Annotated in this window: 8 protein-coding genes; 6 read left to right on the top strand and 2 right to left on the bottom strand. The window is 68.4% G+C overall.

Annotation, left to right across the window (positions count from 1 at the left end; all coding sequences use genetic code 11):
* Window positions 1-125 precede the first annotated feature (125 nt).
* The 3 genes from JI752_RS19485 (at window position 126) to JI752_RS02650 (ending at window position 4,873) form a co-directional block, all read left to right on the top strand.
* Window positions 126-995: a sigma-70 family RNA polymerase sigma factor gene (locus tag JI752_RS19485; RefSeq protein WP_345777312.1), complete on the top strand. Its 870-nt coding sequence runs from the start codon at window positions 126-128 to the stop codon at window positions 993-995.
* An 8-nt stretch (window positions 996-1,003) separates the two neighbouring features.
* A complete protein-coding gene (locus JI752_RS02655; RefSeq protein WP_216958779.1) occupies window positions 1,004-1,966 on the top strand; it encodes a FecR domain-containing protein in 963 nt (320 codons plus the stop codon).
* A gap of 66 nt (window positions 1,967-2,032) precedes the next feature.
* Complete coding sequence (locus JI752_RS02650) at window positions 2,033-4,873, top strand: TonB-dependent receptor (protein ID WP_216958776.1); 2,841 nt, start codon at window positions 2,033-2,035, stop codon at window positions 4,871-4,873.
* A gap of 490 nt (window positions 4,874-5,363) precedes the next feature.
* Here the strand turns inward: JI752_RS02650 and tsf are convergent, their stop codons facing one another.
* Together tsf and rpsB are read right to left on the bottom strand one after the other, a co-directional pair.
* On the bottom strand, window positions 5,364-6,245 hold the full coding sequence (gene tsf, locus JI752_RS02645; protein WP_216958773.1) for a translation elongation factor Ts: 882 nt from the start codon (window positions 6,243-6,245) through the stop codon (window positions 5,364-5,366).
* A 134-nt stretch (window positions 6,246-6,379) separates the two neighbouring features.
* Window positions 6,380-7,192, bottom strand: coding sequence for a 30S ribosomal protein S2 (gene rpsB / locus JI752_RS02640; RefSeq protein ID WP_216958770.1), 813 nt, complete (start codon window positions 7,190-7,192; stop codon window positions 6,380-6,382).
* A gap of 319 nt (window positions 7,193-7,511) precedes the next feature.
* On the opposite strand from rpsB, the gene map reads away from it, so the two are divergent.
* Genes map through dapD form a run of 3 tightly spaced genes read left to right on the top strand, consistent with a single transcriptional unit; the run spans window position 7,512 to window position 11,833 of the window.
* Entirely contained in the window at window positions 7,512-8,306 is a 795-nt protein-coding gene (map, locus tag JI752_RS02635) for a type I methionyl aminopeptidase (RefSeq protein ID WP_254200165.1), read from the top strand.
* Complete coding sequence (glnD, locus tag JI752_RS02630) at window positions 8,303-10,936, top strand: [protein-PII] uridylyltransferase (protein WP_216958764.1); 2,634 nt, start codon at window positions 8,303-8,305, stop codon at window positions 10,934-10,936. Before map ends, glnD begins: the two co-directional genes overlap by 4 nt.
* Window positions 10,937-11,833 carry a 2,3,4,5-tetrahydropyridine-2,6-dicarboxylate N-succinyltransferase gene (gene dapD, locus JI752_RS02625; protein WP_216958761.1) on the top strand — a complete coding sequence of 299 codons (897 nt, stop codon included), beginning with the start codon at window positions 10,937-10,939 and terminating at the stop codon, window positions 11,831-11,833. It abuts the gene before it with no gap.
* Window positions 11,834-11,840: the final 7 nt, after the last annotated feature.

Genomic DNA, 11,840 nt, shown 5'->3' with positions numbered 1-11,840 from the left:
CGGCGCGGCGTCCAGACCCGGTGAAGCGCGGCTCCCGCGCCGAACCCTGTGAGAACCGCGTTGCAGTCCTGAACGGAGCCGTCGGGCGCGGGTGGGGTAGGGGCGGCCCCCTGCGTTGATCTGGCATGGACGGACGTGCGTACAGCCCCAGCGCGATGGAGTCGGCCGGCCTCGGGCCCGCCGAGGCCTCCGCATGGGTGGCGCTTGCGTGCTACAACTCATCGTTGCGACATGCGCTGCCCGAGGACGGGCGCCCGGCGTCGGGTACGGACGGCGGGAATGAGCGGGACGAACCCGACGGCGCCGATCTTCGCGACCTTGCAGGAGCCGTCGGTCCCCATCATGCGTTCGAGACTTTTTCGACCTTCGGCCTCGTTTTGCCGCCCCTGGGGCCAGCCGGCAGGAGCTCGCCGGTGAGCGCGATGATGCCCCACCGCTCCCCCGACGAGGACGCGCCCGGCGCCATGGGCGAGGGTGACGACGGCTTCGACCGGTTCGTGCGCGAGCACCGCGCGTTGCTCGTCGCCTACCTCAGCCGCCGCATCGGCGAGGACGATGCGCAGGACGTGGCTCAGGAAGCCCTGGTCCGCCTGATGCGCTACCGCGCCCAGCCGTTCGAACAGCTGCGGCCGCTGATGTACCGCATCGCCATCAACGTGATCCACGATCGCGGGCGGCGCGATACGACCCGGCAGGTCTTCGCACACGTGAGCCTGGACCAGGATTTCGTCGGGCTGCCCTCTCTGGAGCCCAGCCACGACCAGCGCATCGAACACGAGCAGGAACTGGCGCTGGTGCGTTCGGCGATCCTGCAGTTGCCCGAGCGCTGCCGCCAGGTTTACCTGCTCAACCGAATCGACGGCATGAGCTACAGCCAGATCGCGCAGCACTGCGGGATCTCGGTGAAAGCCGTCGAGAAGCACATCGGAAAGGCGCTGTCGCTGCTTCGCTCCCGGCTGAAGCAGGTGGGCGCCGACCGCGAGGGACGCTCATGAACACACGGATGTCCAACCCCGCCGACGGCGAAGCCGAATCCTGGATGGCGCGCCTGCTGGCGCCCGACTGCACGCCGGCCGATCGCGCTGCGTTCGAGGACTGGCTGGCGCAGGCGCCGGAAAATGTCGAAGCCTGGCTGGAAGTGGAGCGCCTGCAGATGCTCTCCGCGCAGCTGCGCTCGGACGAGATGCTGCGTGCCGCCACGCGCGCCGTGCGTCGTTCCCCGGCACGTGTGGGGTGGCGACGCTGGGTGCCGGCCGCCGCCGCGGCGGTCCTGGTCCTGGCCGTCACCACGATCTGGTGGCGCCAGGAGCCCTTCGCCGAGGCGGAGCCGCAGCAGTTCGCCACCACGATGGGCGAGCAGTCCGAAGTCACCCTGGCCGACGGCACCGTGGTGCTGCTCGACACGGGCTCGCGACTCACCGCGCGTTTCGATGGACGGCAGCGCCTGGTGGAACTGGAACGCGGCCGCGCGCAATTCGTCGTCGGCGTCGATCCGGATCGGCCCTTCCTCGTGAAGGCCGGTGCGGGCACCGTGCGCGACATCGGCACCACGTTCCAGGTCAGCCATCGTGCCGACGCGGTCAACGTCGGCGTGCTCGAAGGACGCGTGGACGTGAGTGCCGGCGGCGGCACGGCCACGGCGCTGGCGCCGGGCGAGCAGGTCGACGTCGACACGAAGGGGCGGATCGGTACGAAGGCGCCGCTGGACGTCGTCGCCGCGCGCGCCTGGCCGCAGGGCGATCTGGTCTTCAAGCAGCGTCGCCTGGACGAACTGCTGGCGGAGATGAACCGCTATTCGAAGCAGCAGGTGCGCCTGGCCGATCCCGCGCTGGGTGCGCTGACGGTGAGTGGCGTGTTCCACGCCGGCGATCAGGACGCGCTGGTGGCCGTGCTCGAGCGTGGTTGGTCGCTGCGCGCGGAGCGCAAGGGCGCCGAAGAGATCGTCCTGCACGCCCGCGATCGTTAAAAATCCATTGCGCCGGCCCGGCGCGCTCTCGTATGGTGCGGGTTTCCCGTCGCCGTAACCGTACGAATGGCCAGGAAGTTACGCCTCACCCTTGCCATTGTCGGTGCGTTGTCCTTGGCATGCGCCGCGACGCCTGCCGCCGCCCTGCAATCGCCCTCGTCGGTCACCCGTTTCGCCATTCCGGCCGGAACGCTCGACCATGCGCTGCAGTCGCTGGCCACGCAGAGTCGCGTGCAGGTGATGTACGCGCCCGAGCTGGTCGGGCAGCGGCGTTCCGCCGGCCTCCAGGCCAGCCTCTCCGCGGAGCAGGCGCTGTCCGTGCTGCTGCGCGACACCGGGCTGCGAGCGGTGCAGGTCACGCCCGGCGCCTTCCTGATCGAACGCGCGCCCGCGCCTGCCGTCGCGCCGCCGCCCCCGCCTGAGCCCGCGCGCGAGCCGGTGGAGCTGGCGACGGTCGAAGTCACCGGCACCCACATCCCGCGTGCCTCCATCGACGTGGTGACGCCCGCGCCGCTGACCCGCATCAGCCGCGCGCAGATCGAGGCCAGCGGTTACCAGACGCTGTTCGAACTGCTGAGCTACCAGCCCGGCATGATCAGCCACCACCCGGTGGACGTGGCGACCGACGGTGGCTTCCAGTCGCAGCAGCCGTTTGCCGCTGCGGCGACGACGAGCCTGTACGGGTTGGGGCCGCGCGCGACGCTGATCCTGATCGACGGCCGCCGCGTGGCGAACTACGGCCTGGCCTCGGCCGACCTGGGCGGGCTGACGGACCTCAACGGCATTCCGCTGACCATGGTCGATCGCATCGAGATCATGCGCGGCGGTGCGTCGGCCATCTACGGCGCCGACGCGATGGCCGGCGTGATCAACATCATCCTGAAGAAGCAGCAGACCGGCGGCGAGATCGCGATGCGCTATGGATTGTCCGAGCACGGCGACGCCGAACAGCGGCGGTTGTCGCTCAGCTACGGACAGGAGACCGCGCGTGGCGGCAACTTCTTCCTCGCCGCCGACTACTTCCATCGCGACGCACTGCAGGGCAGCGATCGCCAATGGCGCACCGCCGATCTGAGCCGTTATGGCCTGGCCGATCGACGCATTCCGCTTGGCTATTTCAGCTTCTTCGACATGGCGATCGTGCAGCCGCTGTGCCCGGATGACGTGCGCGACGCCGACGGCCAGTGCTTCCTCGACGTGCCGCGCTATCTCACGTTGCAGCCGGAGCTGGAAAGCGGCGCGGTGTACGCGCGCCTGCGCCAGCCGCTGGGCGGGACGGTGGAGTTCGATGGCTCGCTGCGACTGGGTCAGGTGCAGCAACGCCTGCAGGCCGCACCGTTGCACGGCTCGATTCCGCTGCCGCCGGGGCATCCGGACGATCTGTTTCCCGACATGCCCACGCAGCTGGACTACGCCTTCTTCGACGTCGGCCCGGTGCGCAGTCGCAGCGACTCGCGCACGGTCGATCTCGACCTGGGCCTGTCGGGCCTGTGGCGCGAATGGGAATGGCGCGGCGGCGTCTCGCATCATCGCAACCGCGTCGACAACCAGATCGACGGGCTGATCAGCAACAGCGCGTTGTCGCAAGCGCTGATGGATTACAGCTACCGTTTCAACTCGCCCGACAACTCGCCCGAGGTGCTGGCCGCACTTTCGCCGCGCGTGGAAGTGGAGGGCGACGCGCGCTTCGATCAGTTCACCTTCGCGATCAACGGGCCGTGGTTCACGCTGCCGGGCGGACAGACGCAGACCGCCCTCGGCGTGGAATGGTCGCGCGACGCGCTGCGCAACGAGCCCGACCCGCGCATGCTCGACGGTGACGTGGCGCTGGGCGCGCAGAAGAGCCGCCTGGACGACCATCGCTACAGCTCGGCGTTCTACGCGGAAATGAGCCTGCCCATCGCCACCTGGTTGCACGCCGACGCGGCATGGCGCATCGATCATCGCGAGGGCTATGGCAGCGAAACTTCGCCGATGTTCGGGTTGAAGTGGAATCCGCTGGAGACGCTCACGGTACGCGCGACGTCGGCGACGGGTTACCGCGCGCCGTCGCTGTTCGAGCTGCGCCGCCCCAGCGTCGGCGGCGGCACGTTCGCGGCGGTCGAGGCCACGCCGGGCTTGGCGCCTTGCGCCATTCCGACCAACTTCGAAGGCGTCGACTACTGCATCGTCGAGCACGGTGCGATCGAGAACCCGAACCTGCAACCGGAAACCTCGCGCAGTCACACGCTGGGACTGGTGTGGGCGCCGACCGAATCGTTCGACCTGAGCCTGGATCGCTTCCGCATCCGCCGCCGCAACGAGATCGTCACCACCGACGCGGTGGCCGATCCGGAGTCCTTCCCGTTGTCGGTGGAGCGCGACGAGCAGGGTCAGCTGGTTGCGATCAACGACTACTTCACCAACGTCGGCCGCACCGAAGTGGAGGGTTGGGAACTGCAATCGGAGTACCGACTCGACACCACTGCCGCGGGCCGCTTCACGTTCCGGCTGGCGGCGAGTTACTTGTCGAAGCTGGAGCGCCAGCTCGATCCCGCTGCGCCGGCGCTGGACTACGCCGGGCATGGCTCGCCGCAACGCTCGGTGCTGGCGGGCATCGAATGGCTACGCGGCAACTGGGCGAGCGCACTCAACGTGCATCAGCTGGGGCCGGTGGAAATCGCCGCGCCGGGCAGGCCGTGCGCGACGCTCAACGCGGAAGCGGGCAAGTGCCGCACGCCGGCGTCGACGACGGCGGACGTGTACGTCGCGTATGGCGGCTTCGCGAACTGGCGCCTGTCGTTGAACATCGACAACGTGACCGACCGCGAGCCGCGCAACTACGATCCGGCGAAGGGCGGTTACGACATCGCCTACGACGATCCGCGCGGTCGCTTCTACCTGATCAGCGCCGCCTACAGTTTCTGAGGCGGGCGCTCGATTGCGGCCACGTCGGCGGGACGCCGGTCCGGCGTTGCTCGCCCTGATAGGCAGATGATCCCGTCCCGGCGTTCGCCGGGATAGCGCTCACAGACCTCTCCGCGCGCCGCGCGGCTCATCGGTCGTCAAAAAAACTTACCGAGCGAGGTAGGGGGGGCGCCACCCACCCGCGTTATGGAGTTCGTAACCGGATCAGGACGACGGATATGGACGTCTCCGCGCCAGGGATGGCGCACTTTTCCGGGGCGGTCGCGTAAGCGACCACGGTGCATGCGTACCAGGACGGTGCGTATCCGGCGGGAACCACGGGACCTGCCGGTCGGATCAAAGCGGACCCTGCCGCTGCGATCCCTTCTGGAGAAGCCCTGGACGGCTTCTCCAGACCCTCCCCCAGCGGCGCCATCCCCCGGTGCCGCAAAACGGAAAAAGGCCGCGATCGCTCGCGGCCTTTTTCTTTGCCCCCGAAGAGGCGGTCGGCTTACGCCAGGCCGGCCTGCTTCATGACTTCGGCGGCGTAGTCTTCCACCACCTTCTCGATGCCTTCGCCGACGGCCAGGCGCTGCATGCCGACGACGTCGGCACCGGCGGCCTTCACCACCTGCTCGACGGTCTGGTTGGTGTCCAGCACGTACGGCTGGCCGTACAGCGTGACCTCGTTGACGATCTTGGCGATCTTGCCGCTGATGATCTTCTCCAGGATGTCGGCCGGCTTGGCCTTGTCCTTGTCGGACATCTTGGCCAGCTCGATTTCCTTTTCCTTCGCGACGAAGTCGGCCGGAACGTCCGAAGCCTTGATGTGCGGCGGGTTCATCGCGGCGACGTGCATCGCCAGGCCGCGCGCCAGGTCGGCATCGCCGCCCTTGACCTCGACCAGCACGCCGATCTTGCCGCCGTGCACGTAGGCAGCGACGTTGTTGTCGGTGTCGGTGCGCGCGATGCGGCGGATCAGGATGTTCTCGCCGAGCTTGGCGATGGCGGCGGCGCGGGCTTCCTCGACGGTTTCGCCGGAGGCCAGCTTGGCGGCCTTCAGCGTTTCGACGTCGGCGGCGCCGGAGGCCAGGGCGGCCTGGGCGACGGCGTTGGCGAAGGCGATGAAGTTCTCGTCCTTGGCGACGAAGTCGGTCTCGGAGTTGATCTCGACCAGCACGGCCTTGCCGCCGGCCTGGGCGACGGCGATGCGGCCTTCGGCGGCCACGCGATCGGCCTTCTTGTCGGCCTTGGCCAGACCCGACTTGCGCAGCCACTCGGCCGCGGTGTCGATGTCGCCGTTGTTCTCGGTGAGCGCCTTCTTGCACTCCATCATGCCGGCGCCGGTGCGCTCGCGCAGTTCCTTGACCAGGGAAGCGGTGATTTCAGCCATGGGGTACCTCGAAAAATAGGGTAGGACGGGCTCGGGCCCGCCTTGAGAATCCGGATCGCGACGGCGGGCAGGCCCGTCCGTCGCGGAAAACGCCGTAGGGCCACGCAGGATCGCGTGGCCGCATGACGCGGGTCTTACTCGGCCGCTTCGGCCTTCTTGCCGGCAGCCTTCTTGGCCGGGGCGCGGCGCGGAGCCTTGCGGTCGCCTTCCTCGGTCTCGCCGGCTTCGGCGAAGTCTTCCTCGCGAACGCTGGCGGCCGACGGAGCGGCGGCCTTGCCTTCCAGCACGGCGTCGGCGGCGGCGCGGGCGTACAGCTGCACGGCGCGGATGGCGTCGTCGTTGCCCGGGATGGCGTAGTCGACCAGGGCCGGGTCGTAGTTGGTGTCGACGACGGCGACGACCGGGATGCCGAGCTTCTTGGCTTCCTTGATCGCAATGTCTTCGTGGCCGATGTCGATCACGAACAGCGCGTCGGGCAGGCGGTTCATGTCCTTGATGCCGCCCAGCGAGGCTTCCAGCTTGTCGCGCTCACGACGCAGGCCGAGCACTTCGTGCTTGACCAGCTTCTGGAACGTACCGTCGGTCTCGGCCGCTTCCAGCTCCTTCAGGCGCTGCACCGACTGCTTCACGGTGCGGAAGTTGGTCAGCGTGCCGCCCAGCCAACGCTGGTTCATGTACGGCATGCCGCAACGCTCGGCCTCTTCCTTGATCGACTCACGCGCCGAGCGCTTGGTGCCGAGGAACAGGATCATGCCGCGCTTCTGGGCGATGCCCGAGAGGAAGTTCATCGCGTCGTTGAACAGCGGAACGGTCTTCTCGAGGTTGATGATGTGGATCTTGCCGCGGGCGCCGAAGATGTACGGACCCATCTTCGGGTTCCAGTAGCGGGTCTGGTGGCCGAAATGGACGCCGGCTTCCAGCATCTGGCGCATGGTGATCTGGGGCATTGCTTGAACTCCAAGGCAGTGGAACCGTCCGCCGGGAAAGGGGTGGCGGTGCACCGGCGAGGGCCGGGGCAGGGGTTCCGGGGTTGGGCCTCCCCGCAGCGTTCGTGGCCGAACCGGCTTCCCTGGTGGGTTTCCGGCACCCCGGCACGACGTGTGGCTGCGGGTGTGTATTCGCCTGCGACCGGCTGGGCCGGATCGCTCTCGCCCTGGCGTGGGCGGCAGGGGCAGGCACGGGGCCGGCCACTGAGCCTCGGAATTGTAGCCGTAACGCAGTGTTACGGGCAACTTTGGCCATTCCCTGAGCCTGAACGGCCCTCGGATGGGCCATAATGCGGCCATGGCCATTACCGTCAAAACCCCCGAAGAGATCGAGAAGATGCGCGTCGCCGGCCGCCTGGCCGCCGAGGTGCTCCAGGTCGTCGCCCCGCACGTCAAGGCGGGCGTGACCACCGAGGAACTGGACCGCATCTGCCACGATCACATCGTCAACGTGCAGAAGGCGATCCCGGCCAACGTCGGCTACAAGGGATTCCCCAAGACCGTCTGCACCTCGGTCAACAACGTCATCTGCCATGGCATCCCGAGCGAGGCCAAGGTCCTGAAGGACGGCGACATCGTCAACATCGACGTCACCGTCATCAAGGACGGCTGGCACGGCGACACCAGCCGCATGTACGTGGTCGGCACGCCTTCGGTCATGGCCAAGCGGCTGGTCGACGTGACCCGCGAGGCGATGTTCCGCGGCATCCGCACCGTCAGGCCGGGCGCGACCCTGGGCGACATCGGCGCGGCGATCCAGGAGTACGCCGAGGGCGAACGCTTCAGCGTGGTGCGCGAGTACTGCGGCCACGGCATCGGCCGGATCTACCACGAAGACCCACAGGTGCTGCATTACGGGCGCGCGGGCGAAGGGCTGGTGCTCAAGCCCGGCATGACCTTCACCATCGAGCCGATGATCAACGAGGGCTCGCGCTATACCAAGCTGCTGCCCGACGGCTGGACCGTGGTTACCAAGGACCGCAAGTTGTCCGCGCAATGGGAGCACACCGTCGCCGTTACCGACGATGGCGTGGACATCCTCACCCGCGTGCCGGGCGACGACAACGACCTATGACCGATCGCTCCGCCGCCGTCGATGAGCCTTCGGCGGCGCAGGATGCCGCTGGCCACGCGGCCGCGATCCGCAGCGCCATTGCCACGGTCGATGCGGGCCTGGCCAAGGCCTTCGACGCCGATCCCGATGCCGACATCGACCGCCTGCTCGCGGCGCGCGCCGGCGCGATGGACGCGCAGGTGCGCGCGGCATGGAAAGCGTGCATTCCCGACGACGCAGCGCTGGCATTGTTCGCCATCGGCGGCTACGGCCGCGCCGAGCTGTTCCCGCAATCCGACATCGACCTGCTGGTGCTGGCCGAGCCCGATGCGCAGGCCGCACACACCGAGGCGCTCTCGCGCTTCGTCGCGCTGCTTTGGGATGGCGGCCTGCCGGTCGGCCACGCCGTGCGCTCCTCCACGCAGTGCACCGAAGCGGCCGCCGACATCACCGTGCTCACCTCGATGCTGGAGGCGCGCCCGCTGATCGCGCAGGTCGCGCACCTGCACACGTTGCAGGCGGCGATCACCCCCAGCCTGGTGTGGCCGGCGCGCGAGTTCTTCGCCGCCAAGCGCGAAGAACTGCGCCTGCGCCACGCGCGCTACGAAGACACCGCCGACAACCTCGAGCCGAATCTGAAGGAAGGCCCCGGCGGCCTGCGCGATGTGCAGACGCTGCGCTGGATGGCCCTGCGCATCGTCGGCACGGGCGATCTGGAATCGCTGGTCGCCATCGGCCAGTTCGGCGCGGATGAACTGGCCACGCTCGAACGCGAACGCCGCGCGCTGTCGCGCTTGCGCTTCGGCCTGCACCTGGTGGCCGGCAAGCGCGAGGAACGCTTGCGCTTCGATTACCAGAAGACGCTCGCGCAACGCCTGGGCCACGTCGACAACGCCGACAACCTGGCCGTCGAGCAGATGATGCAGGGCTTCTACCGCAGCGCCGCGCTGGTGCAGCGCATCGGCGAGCGGCTGCTGCAGCGGTTCGAGGAGCAGATCGAGGGCGAGACCGCTCCTGTTGCTATCGACCACGCCTTCGAATTGCGCCGCGACTACCTGGCGGCGCGCGATCCGCATTGGCCGCGCGACGCCTACGACGTGTTCGCGCTGTTCGCCGTCTGGGCCGCACACGACGCGGTGCGCGGACTGCATTCGCAGACGGCGCGCGCGCTGGCCGAATCGCTGTCGCGCGTGCCCGCGTTCCAGCAAGCCGAGCCCGCTCTGCGCGAACGTTTCCTGTCGCTCCTGCGCGGCCCGCACCCAGTGCATGCGCTGGAGCGCATGGCGCGCCTGGGCGTGCTGGGGCGCTGGATTCCCGCGTTCGCCAAAGTTTCCGGGCGCATGCAGTTCGACCTGTTCCACGTCTTCACCGTGGACCAGCACACGCTGGCGGTGCTGCGCAATCTCGCGCGCTTCGCCTCGGGCATCGCCGATGAGCGCTTTTCCATCGCGCACGAAATCTGGCCGCGCCTGCGCAAGCCGGAGCTGCTGCTGCTGGCCGGTCTGTTCCACGACATCGGCAAAGGCCGTGGCGGCGATCATTCCGAACTCGGCGCCGACGACGCGCGCATTTTTTGCAGCACGATGGGCCTGTCGCAGGCCGACACCGCGCTGGTGGAATGGCTGGTGCGCCAGCATCTGCTGATGTCGGTCACCGCGCAGAAGCAGGACATCGCCGATCCCGAGGTGATCCACCGTTTCGCCGGCAAGGTGGCCGATCGCGAACGCCTGGACCATCTGTACCTGCTGACCTGCGCGGACATCGCCGGCACCTCGCCCAAGCTGTGGAATGCGTGGAAGGACCGGCTGCTCGCAGACCTCTACACCGCCACGCGACTGGCCTTGCGCCGCGGCCTGGAGCACCCGGTCGCCGGCAACGAACGCGCCGACGAAACGCGCGACGCGGCGCGCGCCATGCTGGCGACGATGGGCATCGGCGACGAACAGGTGGACGCGCTGTTCGCGCGCATGCCGCAGATCGGTTTCGAACGCGGGCGTCCCGACCAGATCGCCTGGCAGGCCGCATCGCTACGCGGCCTGGATGTCGGCCAGACGCTCGTGCGTGCCCGTGCGCTAGGCGAGCACGCCGGGGCATTGGAAGTGTTCGTGCATTCGCCCGACCGCGACGGCCTGTTCGCCGCCATCGTCGCCACGCTCGATCGCTGCGGCCTGGCGATCCAGCAGGCGCGCGTGCTCGACGGTCCCAACGGCATGGTGTTCGACAGTTTCGAAGTCGTGCCGATCGATCCGCGCTGTCCGCCTTCCACCGACGATGTCGAGCAGCGCCTGGGTGCCGCACTGGCCGGCGACCTCGACCGCATCAAGCCGGCGCGTCGTGCGCAGCCGCGCCACCTGAAGCATTTCCGCTTCGCGCCGCAGATCGGTTTCGACACGCTCGAAAGTGAATCCGGCACGCGCACGATGCTCAGCCTGGTGTGCCCCGACCGCCCCGGACTGCTGGCCGACGTGACGCACGCGATCCGCAGCCTGGGCCTGAGCGTGCACGATGCGCGCATCGCGACCTTCGGCGAGCGCGCCGAGGACGTGTTCCAGATCACCCACCCCCGCAACGGGCGCGACGGCGCGCTCGATGAGACGCAACGGCAGGCGCTGCGCGACGCGTTGCTCGCCTGCCTCGAAGGAGACTGTTGAATGGCATTGCAGAAGAAGACCGCCCGCAAGACCGTGCGCAAGAAGGCCGAGCCGAAGGGACCGGGCGTCGACGAACTCAAGTTCATGGTCGACAGCGCGTTCGAGCGCCGCGCGATGCTGACGCTGGACGAGATCGAAGGCTCCACGCGTCCGACGGTGGAGCGGGTGATCTCGGGTCTTGAAACCGGCGAATTCCGCGTCGCCGAGCCCGACGGCAAGGGCGGCTGGACGGTCAACGAGTGGCTGAAGAAGGCGGTGCTCCTGTACTTCCGCGTCAACGAGATGCAGATCGTCGACGGTTACCCCGCGCCGTATTGGGACAAGGTGCCGGCGCGTTTCGAAGGTTTCGGCGAGTCCGACTTCCGCAAGCTCGGCGCGCGCGTCGTGCCGGGCGCGATCGCGCGCCGCGGTGCGCACATCGGCAAGGACGTCGTGCTGATGCCGAGCTTCGTCAACATCGGCGCGCACGTGGGCGAGGGCACGATGGTCGACACCTGGGCGACGGTGGGTTCGTGCGCGCAGGTCGGCAAGCATTGCCACCTGTCCGGCGGCGCCGGCATCGGCGGCGTGCTGGAACCGCTGCAGGCCAGCCCGACGATCATCGAGGACCACTGCTTTATCGGCGCGCGTTCGGAAGTGGTGGAAGGCTTCGTCGTCGGCCATCACAGCGTGATCGGCATGGGCGTGTTCCTGGGCCAGAGCACGCGCGTCTACAACCGCGCCACTGGCGAGATCACCTACGGCTACGTGCCGCCGTACAGCGTCGTCGTGTCCGGCCAGCTGCCGGCGAAGGACGGCTCGCACTCGCTGTACTGCGCCGTGATCGTCAAGCAGGTCGACGCGAAGACGCGCAGCAAGACCAGCATCAACGAGCTGCTGCGCGGGCTGGCGGAGTGAGCGACGG

The sequence above is a fragment of the Lysobacter sp. MMG2 genome (genome assembly GCF_016735495.2).
Taxonomy (GTDB): Bacteria; Pseudomonadota; Gammaproteobacteria; order Xanthomonadales; family Xanthomonadaceae; genus Lysobacter_J.
This window is presented reverse-complemented; position numbering and strand designations above follow the sequence as displayed.

Coding starts and splice junctions, on each gene's coding strand:
- JI752_RS19485 (WP_345777312.1), top strand. CDS start 126: ATGGACGGACGTGCGTACAGCCCCAGCGCGATGGAGTCGGCCGGCCTC.
- JI752_RS02655 (WP_216958779.1), top strand. CDS start 1,004: ATGTCCAACCCCGCCGACGGCGAAGCCGAATCCTGGATGGCGCGCCTG.
- JI752_RS02650 (WP_216958776.1), top strand. CDS start 2,033: ATGGCCAGGAAGTTACGCCTCACCCTTGCCATTGTCGGTGCGTTGTCC.
- tsf (WP_216958773.1), bottom strand. CDS start 6,245: ATGGCTGAAATCACCGCTTCCCTGGTCAAGGAACTGCGCGAGCGCACC.
- rpsB (WP_216958770.1), bottom strand. CDS start 7,192: ATGCCCCAGATCACCATGCGCCAGATGCTGGAAGCCGGCGTCCATTTC.
- map (WP_254200165.1), top strand. CDS start 7,512: ATGGGCCATAATGCGGCCATGGCCATTACCGTCAAAACCCCCGAAGAG.
- glnD (WP_216958764.1), top strand. CDS start 8,303: ATGACCGATCGCTCCGCCGCCGTCGATGAGCCTTCGGCGGCGCAGGAT.
- dapD (WP_216958761.1), top strand. CDS start 10,937: ATGGCATTGCAGAAGAAGACCGCCCGCAAGACCGTGCGCAAGAAGGCC.